General features: G+C 38.8%; 14 protein-coding genes. 11 read left to right on the top strand and 3 right to left on the bottom strand.

Translation table 11 applies throughout. The features are described from left to right. Positions 1-37: 37 nt before the first annotated feature. Positions 38-1201 (top strand): AIR synthase related protein, encoded by a 1164-nt coding sequence (locus AAGF08_RS14175; RefSeq protein ID WP_343511902.1) that lies wholly within the window; start codon positions 38-40, stop codon positions 1199-1201. A gap of 6 nt (positions 1202-1207) precedes the next feature. Then, the gene (locus AAGF08_RS14170; protein WP_343511901.1) at positions 1208-2563 is read left to right on the top strand and encodes a neutral/alkaline non-lysosomal ceramidase N-terminal domain-containing protein; all 1356 of its coding nucleotides are present in this window, start codon (positions 1208-1210) and stop codon (positions 2561-2563) included. On the opposite strand, the gene AAGF08_RS14165 is transcribed toward AAGF08_RS14170, so the two are convergent. After that, positions 2560-3162: a methyltransferase domain-containing protein gene (locus tag AAGF08_RS14165; protein ID WP_343511900.1), complete on the bottom strand. Its 603-nt coding sequence runs from the start codon at positions 3160-3162 to the stop codon at positions 2560-2562. The genes AAGF08_RS14170 and AAGF08_RS14165 overlap by 4 nt on opposite strands. 130 nt (positions 3163-3292) lie before the next feature. Between AAGF08_RS14165 and AAGF08_RS14160 the strand changes: the two genes are divergently transcribed. Next, a complete protein-coding gene (locus tag AAGF08_RS14160; protein WP_343511899.1) occupies positions 3293-4651 on the top strand; it encodes an acyl-CoA dehydrogenase family protein in 1359 nt (452 codons plus the stop codon). Here AAGF08_RS14160 and AAGF08_RS14155 read toward each other — a convergent pair. After that, complete coding sequence (locus tag AAGF08_RS14155) at positions 4648-5487, bottom strand: hypothetical protein (RefSeq protein WP_343511898.1); 840 nt, start codon at positions 5485-5487, stop codon at positions 4648-4650. The genes AAGF08_RS14160 and AAGF08_RS14155 overlap by 4 nt on opposite strands. A 216-nt stretch (positions 5488-5703) precedes the next feature. Between AAGF08_RS14155 and AAGF08_RS14150 the strand changes: the two genes are divergently transcribed. The 3 genes from AAGF08_RS14150 to AAGF08_RS14140 all read left to right on the top strand — a co-directional run bounded on the left by AAGF08_RS14150 (position 5704) and on the right by AAGF08_RS14140 (position 8560). Continuing rightward, complete coding sequence (locus AAGF08_RS14150) at positions 5704-6342, top strand: GDSL-type esterase/lipase family protein (protein WP_343511897.1); 639 nt, start codon at positions 5704-5706, stop codon at positions 6340-6342. A 219-nt stretch (positions 6343-6561) separates the two neighbouring features. Continuing rightward, positions 6562-7713: a hypothetical protein gene (locus tag AAGF08_RS14145; RefSeq protein WP_343511896.1), complete on the top strand. Its 1152-nt coding sequence runs from the start codon at positions 6562-6564 to the stop codon at positions 7711-7713. A 166-nt stretch (positions 7714-7879) separates the two neighbouring features. Then, positions 7880-8560, top strand: coding sequence for a DUF2971 domain-containing protein (locus tag AAGF08_RS14140; protein WP_343511895.1), 681 nt, complete (start codon positions 7880-7882; stop codon positions 8558-8560). A gap of 503 nt (positions 8561-9063) precedes the next feature. On the opposite strand, the gene AAGF08_RS14135 is transcribed toward AAGF08_RS14140, so the two are convergent. Then, positions 9064-9543 carry a hypothetical protein gene (locus tag AAGF08_RS14135; protein WP_343511893.1) on the bottom strand — a complete coding sequence of 160 codons (480 nt, stop codon included), beginning with the start codon at positions 9541-9543 and terminating at the stop codon, positions 9064-9066. A 387-nt stretch (positions 9544-9930) separates the two neighbouring features. Between AAGF08_RS14135 and AAGF08_RS14130 the strand changes: the two genes are divergently transcribed. From AAGF08_RS14130 to AAGF08_RS14110, 5 genes are all read left to right on the top strand, one after another. Then, positions 9931-10575, top strand: coding sequence for a hypothetical protein (locus AAGF08_RS14130; RefSeq protein ID WP_343511892.1), 645 nt, complete (start codon positions 9931-9933; stop codon positions 10573-10575). 242 nt (positions 10576-10817) lie between these two features. After that, entirely contained in the window at positions 10818-11876 is a 1059-nt protein-coding gene (locus AAGF08_RS14125) for a hypothetical protein (protein ID WP_343511891.1), read from the top strand. A 508-nt stretch (positions 11877-12384) separates the two neighbouring features. Continuing rightward, complete coding sequence (locus tag AAGF08_RS14120) at positions 12385-13668, top strand: pectate lyase (RefSeq protein WP_343511890.1); 1284 nt, start codon at positions 12385-12387, stop codon at positions 13666-13668. Positions 13669-14254: 586 nt separating this feature from the next. Further along, positions 14255-15019, top strand: coding sequence for a DUF6090 family protein (locus tag AAGF08_RS14115; protein WP_343511889.1), 765 nt, complete (start codon positions 14255-14257; stop codon positions 15017-15019). Positions 15020-15112: 93 nt separating this feature from the next. After that, the gene (locus AAGF08_RS14110; RefSeq protein WP_343511888.1) at positions 15113-16534 is read left to right on the top strand and encodes a serine hydrolase domain-containing protein; all 1422 of its coding nucleotides are present in this window, start codon (positions 15113-15115) and stop codon (positions 16532-16534) included. The last annotated feature ends 95 nt before the right edge of the window (positions 16535-16629 follow it).

Below are 16629 nucleotides of genomic sequence, written 5' to 3'. Positions count from 1 at the left end.
ACAACCGAATTGAATTGGAATACTTAAATTTGCAGCTATGAACGAGCGATACATGCAGCGCGGAGTTTCCGCCTCCAAAGAAGATGTACATCAAGCCATTTCCAAACTTGATAAAGGACTCTACCCAAAAGCTTTTTGCAAGATTGTAGAAGACACGCTCGGAAACGATCCTGACTATTGCAACATCATGCATGCAGATGGAGCTGGAACCAAATCCTCTTTAGCCTATTCGTATTGGAAAGAAACAGGAGATTTAAGTGTTTGGAAGGGAATAGCTCAGGATGCAATCATCATGAATACAGATGATTTACTTTGTGTTGGAGCGATCAATAACATTCTCGTTTCATCGACTATAGGAAGAAATAAAAATCTGGTTCCCGGTGAAGTAATTTCAGCGATCATAGAAGGAACGGAAGAAGTACTTCAGATGCTTCGTGACAATGGAGTGAATGCGGTGCTGACAGGAGGAGAGACAGCAGATGTGGGAGACTTGGTACGTACTATTATCGTAGACAGTACCGTCACCTGTAGAATGAAAAGAGAAGAAGTAATCTCCAATGATAAAATCCAAGCCGGAGACGTTATTGTTGGATTGGCGTCATTTGGTCAGGCAAAATATGAAAGCACATACAATGGAGGAATGGGAAGTAACGGTCTTACTTCTGCCCGCCACGATGTATTCAACAAAGTTTTAAAAACAAAATACCCAGAAAGCTTCGACCCTTCTGTCCCAGAAGACTTGGTATATTCCGGAAAATATAATTTGACGGACCCGGCACCCGGCTCACCGGTAAATATCGGCAAGCTCGTGCTTTCTCCAACCCGTACTTACGCACCAATAATGGTAGATGTATTAAATTACATGCGACCGAGAGTTCATGGTTTGGTGCATTGTAGTGGCGGCGCACAAACCAAAGTCCTTCACTTTGTCGAGGATGTTCATGTCATTAAGGATAATTTGTTTGAAACCCCACCCCTATTCAAAATTATCCAAGAAGAAAGCGGAACAGACTGGAAAGAAATGTACAAGGTTTTCAACATGGGGCACAGAATGGAAGTTTACCTTGATGAGCGATATGCAGAAGAGATCATTGACATTGCGGAATCTTATGGTGTAGAAGCTCAAATAATTGGTCGAGTTGAACCGCACCAAGGCAAAAAAGTTACCATCAACAGCCCTTACGGAACATTTGAATATTAATTCTTGATGTCAATAAAAAAGCTGGCGTACAAATTTGGGAAAATCCTCTTTGGGGTTTTCCTTTTTATTTTTTTGCTTGGGTCAATTACATTGACCTCGGTAGATCGATCTCCGATTCAGGATCAAGACTTTTATGTAAAAACCATGAATGCGATCGAGCAGCTACAATTTCAGGGATCAGAAACTGAAATTTGGATGGCAGGCTGGGGAAAAGCAAATATGACCCCCGCTGATCCAGTGGAATTGGTAGGATACGCTCCCCGAGGCAACTATGAATTCGTGCAGGATAGCAGCTATGTCAAAGCACTAACTCTAAGCAACGGTAAAACAACAATTGCCTGGCTTAGCTATGAGCTACTAATCGTCCATCCTCATTTAGCAGCGGAAGTTAAAGCTGCTATCAAAAATCAGAATCTTCCTGTTGATCAGGTGATTTTTACAGCAACCCATACACACGCTGGAATGGGGGGATACATGCCCGGTCCTTTGGGAGAAATAGCATTTGGAGGATATAATGAGGAAACAGTTCGTCTTATTTCTGATAAATCCATTGCAGCCTTATCTCAAGCAATATCATCAAAAGACACGGTAACTATTGCCTATAGGAAAATCGATGCAGGGGAATATGTCTCCAACCGCTTTATTAAAGATGATCCTATTGAGCCTTCAATTCGTCAATTAATTTTTACAAAGAACAATGGAGAGAAAGCTACATTTTTCACCTATTCAGCCCACGCTACTATTTTGAGTTCCAAATTTATGGGGCTTTCTGGCGATTATCCCTATTACTTAATGCAGGATATGGAGGAGGGGGAGTATGATTTCGCCTTATTTGCTGCAGGTACAGTTGGAAGTCACAGACCTCTGGCATCAGGAAATACACCCGAATTGGTGGAGAAGTATGCAAATGACTTGGATTCAGTCATGCAGATAAAAATCACAGATTCTTCCACTATCGATCGTCCCAGAATAGAAATAGGAACATTACCCATAGCATTGCGGGAGCCACATCTGAGGGTTTCAGATAATCTCAGGCTTCGTCCTTGGCTTTTCAATTATCTTTTGGGAGAAACCAATGTACACTTTGATCTTACGCTAGTCGGGAATACACTGATGATTGCATCAAGTGGCGAAATTTCTGGAGTGTTTTTTAAAAAATGGGAAGATCATGCGACTTCATTGGGGTTAAACTTGATCATTACCACATTCAACGGAGGCTATATGGGCTATATCACCCCAGATGAATATTATGACCGGAAGTTCCATGAGGTGCGGGAGATGAATTGGTACGGTCCGGGAAATGGTAAATATTACGATGATATGATTTCTAAAATCATCGAAAAAGCGAAAGCCAGTAACTAATCTATTTTAGCCCATAGTTGGGCCTTCACCCAGCCTTTCAAAAAGCCTTTTCCTTCTATAAAAGTCCAACCATTCTTTTTCAGAATTATTTCATAATCGGGAATATCCTCTCTTTTATGGGAGGCGAAAAGCCTGAAGAATTTAATCATGACCTGGTTTAGGAGTTTTTGTTTAGTAGTAACCGGTTGAAAAAAATCCACGAAGTAAAGCCTGCCTTTATCGGTTAATACAGCTTTAATTTCATTCAACATCCCTTCAATTTCTTCATCGCTCATAGTATCCAATACGAAGTGAAACCAAACCTCATCAAAAAGCATGTCCTCCTTACGCTGAAAATCCCCTAAATAGAAATGCAGCTCACTTTTTTGAAGATTTCCTTTCGCTAACTCTAACATTGAACTGGATAACTCCCAGTATTCTCCGGTCAGGTCTGATTGGATTTCCTGATAATCCAACCCATCTCCACCACCAATTATGAGAATTTTCTTACTTTTTAAAGAAGAAATAAAGCAGGTCTTTGCCTCCCTCAGGTGCTTTCCAAACACCAACTTAGTCAGTAGATTGTAATAAGGGGCAATTAGTTGATAGCTGTCTTTCATCAAAAAGAAAATGTAACTTAGTCAAAACCCAAAATACTTTTTATGAAATCGAGCATGGCAATGAGAAGCTTTGAGAGGATCAAAATACATGCGAGATTCCATATGACCATAAAAAAACAATCATAAGCAGATGAAAAATATATTTAAATCTCTATCAGGTCTTCGACAGATCTTATCCAATGTGGATTTAGACCAGATTTCAAAATTATCCCAAAAAGTAGACCTACCAAAAATGGTAAACCTTGTCTCTAAAATGAGTGAAGAAGATCTTTCAAAAATGATGGGGATGCTGAAGGGAGGAAGTAAACCAAAAACGATTCCACCTGTCAATGGGGATTTTTATGAGCTTGGAAAAAGCCTTCCTCAGCATGAGCGGGAAATCCAGTTGCGGGTACGGGAATTTATGGAACGGGAAATCAAACCCATTGCCAACGACTATTGGAATCGGGGAGAGTTTCCGATGCAGATTATTCCCAAGATGGCTGAGTTGGATATTGCAGGCCTCACCTACCAAGGATATGGATGCCCCGGACATTCCGCTTTGCTGGAAGGATTCATAGCCATGGAAATGTCAAGAATTGACACCTCAACCTCTACTTTTTTTGGTGTACAAAGTGGATTGGCAATGGGTTCTATTTATCTCTGCGGATCAGAAGAACAAAAAAAACAGTGGTTGCCTTCCATGCAAAAGCTGGAGAAAATAGGCGCATTCGGTCTAACAGAACCCGAGGTCGGTTCAGGGGTAGCAGGTGGATTGACCACAACTTGCAAAAGAGAGGGAGATATGTGGGTTTTAAATGGGCAGAAAAAATGGATAGGGAATGCTACTTTTTCGGATATCACCATTATCTGGGCAAGAGATCTAGATGATCAGCAAGTCAAAGGCTTTATTGTAAGGAAAGATAATCCCGGATTCTTGGCCGAAAAACTGGAAGATAAAATGGCCCTACGTACCGTTCAAAATGCGTTAATCACTTTGACAAAATGTGAGGTTCCTGAAGTTGACCGCTTACAGGAAGCGAATTCTTTTAGAGATACGGCAAAAGTCCTAAGAATGACCCGAGCGGGTGTAGCTTGGCAAGCCGTAGGATGTGCCAGGGGAGCCTATGAATTATCTTTGGCATACACCAACGAACGAAAGCAGTTTGGAAGGCCCATCGCATCTTTTCAGCTAGTTCAAGATCTACTGGTCACTATGCTAGGAGATTTGACAGCGATGCAAACCATGGTTTTTAGACTTTCTGAGATGCAGGATTCAGATATTCTAAAAGACGAACATGCCTCTTTGGCAAAGGTCTTTTGCACCCTAAGAATGCGATCCATTGTAGATCATGCACGAGAATTATTTGGAGGAAATGGAATCTTGCTTCGTCATGATATCGCAAGATTCGTAGCAGATGCCGAGGCAGTTTATAGCTATGAAGGAACAAAGGAAATCAACTCATTAATTGTGGGAAGAGCGATTACAGGACACAGTGCTTTTGTCTAAAAAAGTAAGAGCAGGCCAGGAATCATAAAAGCGGCTTCCATTCGCATTCGTTTTTGTGCTGCATTCAAGTTGGAGTTGAAAAAGCTCTGGTAATGCACAAAAACCATCAGTAAGAGGATTGCCGGGAAAATCCGTTCGAGTGAGGGGAAGAAAATAAGGGCAAGAGCTGAAACAAGAAGCAATAAAATCGCCAATTGGTTGATAATTCTTAGATGCTGACCCGGGGATAGCATAGTTGAAATAGATTTAAACCCATACTCCCGATCTTTTTCGGAATCCAGGTTTGAAAGCATCATCAAATTCAGGTAGGCCAATCCCATATAAACAAGTGTCATAGTCACTGCATTCCAACTGTATTCAATAGGTTTTACCTGATACCAAGGAAGCCAGGAAACTCCTACCACATAAAATACCGCCGAACTTAGTTCTTTGAGCCACACGTTTTTCGCAACAAATTTTCGGATCAGCAGCATAATCCCCAAGATCAAAATACCCAATCCGGCACCAAGAAATAACTCCCTGCTTATTCCAAAAAAGCTAATGGCACCATAGAGACCTATAAGGCCGACTATAACCATTGAAATAAGTAGCGCTTTGAAATGATTCCGATGAAATTTATGCCTGTCTTCGGACAAACCGAAGGGAAGCTTTCTGGAATCCAACAGATGATCCGCCGTATAAATACACCAGACGGCTAACCCAAGTAAGACATATGCCTCCCAATAGACACTTACCCGAAGAAGTCTGGCAAAAAACAACATTCCTGCCATGGCTCCCAAAACCACATCCAGAGAAAGCCAGGTAATTCGCTGATAAAATTTTGCTAGAAATTGCACAAATTAAAGATAGGTTGATTAGTCAAAAATCCATAGTTAGTAGGATTAAGAGGATAGATTTTGTCTAGGCAGTAAGCAAACATTTCCCTATTTTACCAGTCAATTTTCAACCCAAGACCTATTCACATGAAATCGAGCATGTCGTAATCGACACACACTGGTATGATTATAATCTGCGAGATTCCATATGGCCATTAAAAAACAAATTTTAAACAGATGAAAAAATTCAATTTATTAATCCTTGCATTTTTAGCGTTTGTATCAATCTCCCTTGCCCAGTCTCCCATCAAGGTTGCCTGCGTAGGCAACAGCATCACCCAAGGTCCGGGGAGAGATAATCCTGACAGCTGGCCGCTACAGATGCAAGCCATTCTTGGCGATGCCTATGAAGTGGGCAATTTCGGTGTCAGTGGAAGAACGCTTTTAAGAAAAGGGGATTATCCCTATTGGAACGAACCCCAGTTTCAGCAAGTGAAGGATTTTGGAGCGGACATTCTGATCATCATGCTAGGCACGAACGATTCCAAACCCCAAAACTGGCAATACGCCTCCGAGTTCAGAAAGGATTATTTGGATATGATTGCCGAGTTTAAGGAAACCATGCCAGCCGATGGCAAAGTCTATGTGATCATGCCCGTTCCTGTCACCCGAGAAAATTTCGGAATCACCCCAGTGGTGATGAATAATCAGCAGCGCATGATGATCATCGATATTGCATTGGACTCAGGCTCTGAACTAATCGACCTGTATACTCCATTTATGGGGCACGAAGACTTACTTCCTGATGGGGTACATCCCAATACCGAAGGATTGGCTATTATGGCCAAGGTGGTGGCGAGGGCGATTCGGTTGTAGGGTGTTTGATGTTGTGGAAGCAAAGTAAAGTTTGTCTGCTGAACGCTAAGGCAAGCTCTCTAGTCGAAAGAACTTCCTGGAAATGTTTAGGAGGAAAAAATGAAGTTAGGCTATGATTCCTAAAGATGAACAAAAGTGTACATATCCAACCAAATCTGGGGAATATGTTTAATAAAGGTGTATAAATAAACAAGTTGTAAGCAATTTAAAACGAAAACATTGAGATTATTTGACGACACATATAGAAGCTATCTCGGTCCTTCTAATCACAATGAAAACCCTTATGACTTTTATAATAGAAGTGCACGTAACGACATTTCAATAATCAGGAATACTTTAGAAGAATGGTTCCAAGAATACCCAAATGACCACCAGAAAGAATTGAAAAATAGCTTCGTGAAAAACTTTGATGATTGCTTTTATGAGTTATTCCTGTATAAATTATTTAAAGAACTTGGCTTCGAAATAGAAATACACCCAACTCTTCCTAAATCAACAAAAAGACCAGATTTTCTTATTCAAAAAAACGAACAAGAAATTTATGTTGAGGCCAAAATTGTAAAGAATAAATCCAATGAACAGGAAGCGTTGGATCGTAAGATCAATGAATTTTATGATAGTCTTAGCAAAATAGATTCAAAAGGATTTCTGTTACAGATAGATACTCTGATCATTAAGGGCAATAACCAACCCAGTACCAAAAAGTTGATACAGTTTGTTGAAAGAGAAATTCAGAAGTTAGACCCTGACGTTATCACGACCCAACTCCAAGATAAGGGAACTGAATCCATTCCAGTCATAGAAGTCAATGATGATCAACTTCATCTTATCATAAAGCCTATGCCTGTTATAGCTGCAGCCAGAAATAAGAAGAAAAGACCTATTGACGTGTATCCTATAGAAACATTTTGGGGAGCGGGAGAAGAATCATTAAAGGAGTCAATATCCAAAAAAGCGAAAAGATATGGAGAGTTAGATAAACCCTTCATAGTATGCGTCAATTCACTTGATATGCGGACTTCGGGTACAATTGACATCGAAAACGCGATTTGGGGTTCTATTGCAATTTCCTGGTCAACAGATCCGAATAACCACGATGAGAAATGGATTCGAAAAAAAGATGGACTATTTTTAGATGAGAAAGGTCCGAGATTGGAAAATTTGAGTGGTACATTTATTTCAAAAGTTGTTCCGCATAATATCCCAAATGCAAATTATTGGTTATTCCAACACCCATTCACGACAAATAACCTTGATTTTGAATCGATTGGACTAAAGTTTAGCTATGTGAAAGATAGTCAAATTAATAGGGTCATTGGGGATGATTTAGATTCAATACTAAGTATCTCAAAAAATTGGTTGAATGAATAAAAACTGCTTACAACAAAGCATATAGCTTATGGCGGGTGAACGGCTGCCAGCAAGGTTTTTACTCCTTAGCCAGCTTTGGTTTCGGTGGACAAGAAAGTGCTTCGAAACCGCCACAAGCCATATGCAAAACGTTAGCGGCAACCTTAAGTAAAAAGATTTCCAACTAATGACAAAGCTTTATAGATACCAGCCAATAAACAAGTACTCGCTTTCAAGCCTGGAGTCAAAAAAATACTGGTCTGCAAAGCCGACAACTTTTAATGATCCATTTGAATTCAAGCTAAGGACGCCTTCGGAAGAAGATATAAATACAATTAAGGGACTTAAGGAAATAAGAGACTTAAATCCTCACTTAAATCAACTGACGGATTTTGAGATGGTTTCGATGGCCAAGCAATGGATTCAAAAAACAATAGAAGCTTTTGGAGTTGTTTGCTTCACTGAAACAAATGACAATCTTTTAATGTGGTCCCATTATTCGAGTTATCATTATGGCATGTGTCTAGGATTTGAAATTGAGGACACGAATAGCGCGGGAATTTATAAGGTTGACTATTCACAAAATTACCCTGACCTAGACTTTGGGAACCTTTGGCATAAAGACGGGATGATGAAAATTCTTTGGACAAAAAGCTTAGAGTGGCAATACGAAAAGGAATGGAGGCTAATTACAATGGAAGGTGATAAACTTGAAGATTACAAGGGGAGACTCACGGAAGTCATTTTCGGTTGTAGGACATCAACCACTGACAAGGACAATATTAGAAATATGTTGAAAGATGATAAAGTTGATTTCCTTAATGCAGTTATTGATAAAAGTGGGTATAAAATAAATGTTGGAATTTAAGGCAGCCGCTAATCGAGTAGACGGCCATGAGCTATAAGCCCACGGTGCGCCTCTCACACCACCGTACGTACGGGTCTCGTATACGGAGGTAGTAAAGCATAGGAATAACGCTCTTTACACCGATGATACCTTTCCGCTACTTTTAAGTATATGTTATCCCGCATGTGCGGGATTCCTATACGAATTTTCTCTTCACAATACGTTCAGTCCTTCACTACCTCTGTGAGACCTCCCCCACTGGGGGTAGAATAAGCGTTGGACTAAGCGTAGATTGCAATACGCTTTTCTATTTTATAGATTTATGGAAGTGGGTAATAGAGCCTTTGTGGTAACAAAGAAACTCTCAAAGACTCAACAGAAAGTGTTCAACACATTAATTAATGTCTCAAAGACTGAAGGGAGAGTACTTAACACTAAACTGAGATAAAAAAAGGAATTGCCGTAACTTTTGGACATCAAAAAGCCGGAACTTTCGTCCCGGCTTTCGAGCGTTAAGCAACTAATCAGGCTGCTGCAGGGTCACCACCCCTACGTTTGGATCGCTTCTCATAGCGAACTCGAAGGTCATCATAGATTGGTTTGGCATTGGGCATATTTGCTTTTACCGCCTGCTGAACAGAAGCATAATAAATATTCCCTTGGTCTAATAGCTCAGCTCCTGCCTCCATCAGCGTATCATCCAAGTTGGAGGTAATCTGACTCATAATATTATACAAAGGACCCAGCTGGTTGATCAATGTCCAATCTTTTTCCATTTCATCTACCTTATTAAAAGGAGAAATCAACTCGGGATTGGTCTCTAGGTAATCCATCACCTTTCCTACAAAAGGTATGGAAGCTTCCCCCATTTTATTGAGCGATCTTCGCTCTTCTACTGTCAGGGAAATAAGATTAGGGTCCAGTTTGGCCACTAAAACGGCAATTGCATCTTTGATTGCTTGGAGATCTGCTTGTGAGATCTCAACGGAAACTTTGTTGTCCATAAAAATTAGGGTTAAAATGAATATTAAAATATAAAACCTACTAAAGATGTAAGAATAAGAATTTTAATTACCAATATTTTAGTTCCAAAATTCATTAATCTTATAGTTAATTTATCCCCTTAAGCGTAGATCACATTTACGCTTTTTCCCCTTCGCGCGCTTAGCGGTTAAAAAAATTGAGATTTCCCGCCTTCGGCAGACAGGCTCTCTAGTCGAAAAGGCTCCCTTTGAATTATAGAAATTGAAAAAAATAAACGTTAACTTATATAAAGTAAACCATGCCAAAAGGGGCATCTAGGTAGCTAATATAGATAAGTAAAGACGCCTATTGTGTATCTATAAATAAAGGGCAGCATAAAATGACAGAATTCCAAAACCAAAGAAAATATGAAAAATGTAATAATGTCAATATTAACTGGCCTAGTAATTTTTCTTCTTATTACCTGTGAAAATAAAACACCAGAAATAGACATTTTTGAAATTCAAGGTCAAAAAGGATTTGCAGGAAAATTGATAGGTATAGACGCCTATGTTGGATTGCTGATAGCAGATGATGAAGCTATCATTTACGTGTGTAATGGGGATATAGAAATTTCAGAATGGCTTAAAGGCCCTATAATCAACCCATATAGCTTTGATCTAAGAAATAGCTCTGGAACCAATGTTCATGTACGCTTTATAGACAATTCCTTGGAAGGAAGTGTGACTTTTAGTAATGAAAATACATTTAAATTCACTGCAAGCCCACTTAGGGAAGAGGGTGCTGGAATTTATCGCGTAGTTGGAGAAATGGCTAAAGAGGATCAAATTGAGGCAGGATGGATTCTTAACTCTGAGGATGATCAGCACGGCTCTTTAACCATTCGTTCATCTTTTCAGAATACCCCAATGTTAAGTACAACAGATAATTCCAATTTTATTCAGCTTGATAAAAAATCATATCCGGTCAATGTTTTTATGATAGGAGCTACTTTAACCAATAAAAAACAACGGAAAATTTTTATCGATACTTATCTTAAAAATGAAAAATAAGGCAAATAAGATGGGACAAAATAATGCTTTATCCATAGCTTACTCTCAATTAGAAAAACTGCTTATAGTTTGCATCATCAAATTAGATTAGTTTATTAACTAATTTAATTTCAGTTGATTAACTACTTTCTTTAGGTGTTTAACTACATTTTTTTGTTTTTTTGAAATTAAAAAAATGCGTAATTTTTATGTAAGTAGATTTTATCTATTCTTTTCAAATCAACTTTTAAACCCAGAACAAAATGAAAAAGCTCCTATTACCTTTTCTCGCAATTTTATTCTTGGCGTCCTGTGAAATGGAAAGCATGAATGACATCCAACCCGATCAGGAAATCGCCTCTGCAGACCTCCTTAGTGAAGGGGGTGGCCCGGATATGTTCAACACAAACATGCGGTTAGCAGCTGCCGGATCCTGTGAAACTGATTGTATTGAACCGGGAAGTGAAATTTACTATCCTGTAACTGACATGGCTACGCTAAACGTTGGTCGAAACACAAAATCGGTAAGCTACTCAGCCTACAACACGGAAACGGATTTTGTGGTGGAAGTGACCTATGCCATCATTGCCGGATCTGCAAAAGCAAAGGCCACAATTGTGGTTGTTATCGATGGCAATGAAGTAGTATACGAAGACGTGAGCTCAGGAAGTACGGTCAGCCATACAGTGCCGCTTGCTGAGGGCTGGGCAGGATGCGACCAAGTTGCCTTTAGCGTGGTACAGAAGGGATTGGGCAAGCCAATCACATTTAGCGAAAACTATGACTTAATACCTGTTTGTGCCGAAGAACCATTGGAAATAGGTGATACATACCAGGGCGGTATTATTGCCTATATTTTACAGGAAGGTGACCCGGGCTATGTGGCAGGTGAAACCCACGGCATAATAGCTGCTCCAAGTGACCAAAGTACAGGTGCACCATGGGGTTGTATGCTAACTTTAATTGGTGGTACAAGTTCAGCAATAGGTGCTGGTGCAGCTAATACCAACGCAATAGTGAACGGTTGTGCAGAAGCAGGCATCGCCGCTAGGATATGTTACGATTTGGATTTAAATGGGTATGACGATTGGTATTTACCCAGCAGAATAGAGTTGTACAAACTTTATGAAAATATTGGACCAGGAAATGCCCTTGGATTAGGAAATGTTGGCGGTTTTGCTGTATACCCTGATTACCCCTATTGGAGTTCCTACGAGGTCAATGAAAGCTACGCTGCGTGGCAGGACTTCACCAATGACACACAAAACTTTCCATTCAGTAAGCTCGACCTACTTAGAGTTCGTGCGGTTCGGTCATTTTAACTAGTTAACTGATATTAAAAAAACTGGCAGGGAGTTACATCCTTGCCAGTTTTTTTATTGAAGAGGCAAATTTTAATAGGATCATCCTATCACTTAAACAGATTAAAATCAGTATCCGTTTTTATTTAAAATCCCCACTAAGTGTAGATTGCATCTGCGCTTTTTTATTTCCTTTGTGTTCCCTTCGCGCGCTTAGCAGTTAAAAAGAATTGAGATTCCCTGCCTTCTGCAGGCAAGCTTCTTGGCCGAAATAACTCCAATCCGTACTGAGATTTTGATCCTTGCAGGGCTTCATTCAAATAAAATGGAAGAATTTGATTTTAAGCTGATTAGGTTTAACTTTTATAAAGTATAACAATACCAAACATGTACATATCCAACCAAATCTGGCGAATATGTTTAATAAAGGTGTATAAATAAACAAGTTGTGCCGCATGCAAACTGAACGTGTTCTAATTATTGTAGAAATAAAAATATGAGAAAATTAATTTTAACTGGAGCGATTACAATGCTTGCTTTGTTTCAAGCAAGGTCTCAACAATTAGCTTTCCCTACAGCCGAAGGATATGGTAAATATACTGTTGGTGGACGTGGTGGAGAAGTATTTGAAGTAACCAATTTAGATAACAGCGGTGAAGGTAGCCTGCGAGAAGCATTAGAAGCTGAAGGCCCCAGAACGGTTGTCTTCCGAATTTCTGGCACAATAGAAGGTAATTTTAGTATTAAAAATGACAGTATAACTATTGCTGGTCAAACAGCACCTGGAGATGGTATATGTATTAAAGGAAACCTTTCAATTGGAGCTGATAATATTATCATTCGGTATATTCGAGTAAGGTTTGACCCAGCTATGGGTGAAAATGACGGAATAGGTGGTAGGTATCATAAGAATATTATTTTTGACCATATTTCGGCAAGTTGGAGTACTGACGAAACCATGACACTTTATCATAATGAAAACACAACTGTTCAATGGTGTATTATTGCGGAAGCATGCCCTAAAGGCACTACAGAGGAACATAGATTTGGAGGTATATGGGGAAATAACTATGGCACTTGGCATCATAATCTTTTTGCACATAACTCTAGTAGAAACCCACGTTGGGCTTCTGGCAGCGGATTTAACGATTACAGAAATAATGTAGTCTATAATTGGGTATATGCAAGTAGCTATGGTGGTGAAGCCCATCAGGTAGGAGATAGACGTAAGCCTCCAATTGAACATTCTACCATTAATATGATAGCGAATTATTACAAGTTAGGACCTGCAACTGAATCAAAAGTGAATAGTATTATAGTTGCTCCTTCTACACGTGATGGTGACGCAGATGCTGGTAAATGGTGGGTTTCCGAAAATTTCGTTGAGGGAAGTCCAAATGTTACTCAAGATAATTTATTGGGTGTAACACAAACAAGTTCAGCGTTCAGACTCAATGAGCCATGGCCAGCGATGAAGATTGAACAAGAAACTGCAAAAGAAGCCTTTCAATCTGTGCTTGACCATGCAGGTTGTTCTTTCCCCAAGCGCGATAAAGTAGATGCAGATATTATCGATGATGTTCTTAATGGAACAGCAAAATATGGCAATAAAGGTATTATTGATAAACCTAGTGATGTTGGTGGCTGGCCCGAGCTGAAAAGCTATCCTGCACCTATTGATACAGACCATGACGGTATGCCAGATGATTGGGAAGATAAGAATGACTTAGATAAATCAAATCCAGAAGATAGAAATAACATTTCGTCAGATGGATATACAATGTTAGAAATATATTTAAATAGCATTAAATAGAAAGCACGCCGGCACAACAATGGCTTCCATGAATAATCAAAAGTTCATTTTCTAGCATTTTTTCTTTGTTTAGCCTGCTTTTTGGCCTGCCTGCTGCAGGCAGGACTGATTGGAAGAAGTCAAGAATGGACAAAGTGTTGCCTTGCGGGTGGCTTGTCCAACTTCGTTCGGAAGGCCCATCCACCCCTCTAGGCATAATGACTTTCTCCCTGATTCCAAGGATTCGAATCTATTTAGCCTGATATAATTCCTCGACAAACTTGACTAAGTGTAGAGTGTATCAGCGATTTTTTCCTTTGCGTTCCATTTGCATCCTAGCTGTTAAAAAAATGCGATTTCCTGCCTTCTGCAGGCAAGCTCTCTGGTCGAAATGACTCCAATCCGTACTGAGATTTTATTCTTGATCCGGCTGCTTTCAAATTAAATGGAAGAATTTGATTTTAAGCTGATTAGGATTAACTTTTATAAAATAAAAAAAACCAAACATGTACATATCCAACCAAATCTGGGGAATATGTTCAATAAAATTGTATAAATAAAAAAGTCATGCTTCATCCCGGTAGCTATCGGGACCAACCAATAACCCATGATAAAATTCTTTAGAAAAATTAGACAAAATTTACTTTCGGAAGGAAAAACCGGAAAGTATTTGAAATACGCCATTGGGGAAATTGTACTTGTTGTCATAGGGATTTTGGTTGCATTGCAAATAAACAACTGGAACCAAACTCGATTAAACAGAAGCTTTGAGGTTACAATGCTAAGAGAAATTAAAAGTTCTTTAGAGCAAGATGTTAATTATTATGATGGTTTTAAATCTAGAGTAGAAAGAAAAAGACAGGGAATTCAAGAGTTACTAGCTATGATAGCTTCAAATAAAACTTATCCTGATACTGTTTTGCTTGAATCATATAATAAAATGACGTGGGGCAATTTATTCGTTTACAACAAAGGGGGTTATGAGGGTATAAAATCAGTTGGCCTTGATAAGATTTCAAATGATTCCTTGCGAAGAAAAATAATTAAAATTTACGAAGTAGATTTTCCAGGTGCTATATCGTATTATGAGATGATGGAAGCAAGGCATTCTAACGAAGACTATAAGTTACAACTTCATAATTCGTTATGGAAACGTGTTCAAATACAATTGCCCGATAATAGCTATAAAATTGTAAGCAGACCAATTAACAATGAATCGTTTTTAAAGCAACCTGAACTTATCGACAGAATTAAAATTGCACAAGACATTTTATCATATACTCAGTTCCAAATGCCAATTTTAGAAAATGCAATAAAGGAAGGTATTGATATTGTGAACAAAGAGATAGATAAATTAGAAAAAAGTGACTGATTAAAATCAAACGAAAGCACAACAACATATATAATCCAAACCCTAAGAATACGGCTCATATAAAAACCGTTGTGCAGTATAAAAAACCTATAAATGAAATCACGAGCGTATTTACTATTTCTAATTTCTTTATTCTATTCTATTTCATCATTTACTCAAGAATTAGACAAAAAAAGGGTTATTGACAAACTTCCAGAAATTGAAAATTATGTTCGGAATGAAATGGAGAAACGGAGGATTCCAGGATTGGTCTATGGGATTTTTGATCGAGATTCGCTTTTAGCAATTGAAGCATTCGGTAAGGCGGATATCCAGAATAATGGACCGGTGGTTCCTGAAACAATATTTGAGCTTGCATCATTAACAAAACAATTTACGGCTTCCGCTATTCTTCTTCTGCAACAAGATGGAAAACTCAATATAGACGATCTATTAAAAACGCACTTCCCTCAATGCCCTGAAGCTTGGTCTTCGATAACATTAAAACATCTTTTAACACACACATCTGGGCTTACAGCATCAGACGATTATGCTGGAATTAATGAAATGACTGGAAAGAGAGTCAGAACAGAATTTGCCGATTGGTCAAAGCAATTTATCATTGATGCTATAGTGGCACAAGAATTAAGTCATGCTCCTGGAGAGGTTTACCAATATGGTGATCCTGCCTATGCACTTCTAGGTATTGTTATAGACAATATTACAGGTAGCTATAGAAAGTTTATGAAAGAACGCATCTTCGATCCTGCTGGCATGTCCTCTACATATATAGTAGACCAAAGAACCATCCATCCGAATGAAGCAAGAGGATATACCTTGAGAGATGGTGAATGGATTAATAATAGGCGCTATCATAATATAGAAATACCGTCTTGGTATGGGATTTTCTCGAATATTCAAGATCTGCAGAAATGGGATGCTGCATTAAATTCAGATAAAATTCTTTCCACTAGTAGTAAAAAATTACTTTGGGATAATTATAAAACCAATGATGGCACAAACATCAATTATGGATTGGGCTGGAACATTACCAAACTAGGAGGATTAAAAATAGCAGATCATACTGGTATTACAGGAACCCATTATTTGAAGGTCCTTGAAAAAAATGTGAGTGTAATAACACTTACCAATCTAGGCTATGCTGGTTGGGACTCTGTACAACCTACAGGAATTGCTAATGGAATAGCATCGATCATTGGCATCAATATTAAAATTGATGCTGACTATGTGACAAATAATGGTTTACATGTTATCCCATGGTCCAAAGAAAAGAGAGAGAATATTATAGGAAATTATACACTTTCGGCTGATTGGGGAGAAGGACCCGTATCAATCTTTGAAGAAAACGGAAAGGTACATATATCATCAATGGGATTGCAGTTTGAACTAGGATTACTAGAAAATGGGAATGTTATATATTTCGACCTAGAATTCGAAGAGATTCTTGTCCCTGACACCTCTGGAAATATGATTTCTGTAAACGGAAAAGACGTCTATACAAAGTCTAAAAATTAACGATAAACACCGCAAAACAATGTATATATCGCATTAAAACTCGCCATATACTAACCGATGTATTTCATCCCGATACCTATCGGGACCAACCGATA

This window comes from Algoriphagus sp. SE2, from assembly GCF_039563885.1.
GTDB lineage: Bacteria > Bacteroidota > Bacteroidia > Cytophagales > Cyclobacteriaceae > Algoriphagus.
Note: the sequence above shows the minus strand (reverse complement) of the source record. Positions and strands in the feature narration are given on the sequence as shown.

What these genes read in the sequence shown, in the direction of transcription:
- AAGF08_RS14175 (WP_343511902.1), top strand. Translation starts at nt 38, where the DNA reads ATGAACGAGCGATACATGCAGCGCGGAGTTTCCGCCTCCAAAGAAGAT.
- AAGF08_RS14160 (WP_343511899.1), top strand. Translation starts at nt 3,293, where the DNA reads ATGAAAAATATATTTAAATCTCTATCAGGTCTTCGACAGATCTTATCC.
- AAGF08_RS14150 (WP_343511897.1), top strand. Translation starts at nt 5,704, where the DNA reads ATGAAAAAATTCAATTTATTAATCCTTGCATTTTTAGCGTTTGTATCA.
- AAGF08_RS14110 (WP_343511888.1), top strand. Translation starts at nt 15,113, where the DNA reads ATGAAATCACGAGCGTATTTACTATTTCTAATTTCTTTATTCTATTCT.
- AAGF08_RS14170 (WP_343511901.1), top strand. Translation starts at nt 1,208, where the DNA reads ATGTCAATAAAAAAGCTGGCGTACAAATTTGGGAAAATCCTCTTTGGG.
- AAGF08_RS14120 (WP_343511890.1), top strand. Translation starts at nt 12,385, where the DNA reads ATGCTTGCTTTGTTTCAAGCAAGGTCTCAACAATTAGCTTTCCCTACA.
- AAGF08_RS14115 (WP_343511889.1), top strand. Translation starts at nt 14,255, where the DNA reads ATGATAAAATTCTTTAGAAAAATTAGACAAAATTTACTTTCGGAAGGA.
- AAGF08_RS14140 (WP_343511895.1), top strand. Translation starts at nt 7,880, where the DNA reads ATGACAAAGCTTTATAGATACCAGCCAATAAACAAGTACTCGCTTTCA.
- AAGF08_RS14130 (WP_343511892.1), top strand. Translation starts at nt 9,931, where the DNA reads ATGAAAAATGTAATAATGTCAATATTAACTGGCCTAGTAATTTTTCTT.
- AAGF08_RS14135 (WP_343511893.1), bottom strand. Translation starts at nt 9,543, where the DNA reads ATGGACAACAAAGTTTCCGTTGAGATCTCACAAGCAGATCTCCAAGCA.
- AAGF08_RS14165 (WP_343511900.1), bottom strand. Translation starts at nt 3,162, where the DNA reads ATGAAAGACAGCTATCAACTAATTGCCCCTTATTACAATCTACTGACT.
- AAGF08_RS14125 (WP_343511891.1), top strand. Translation starts at nt 10,818, where the DNA reads ATGAAAAAGCTCCTATTACCTTTTCTCGCAATTTTATTCTTGGCGTCC.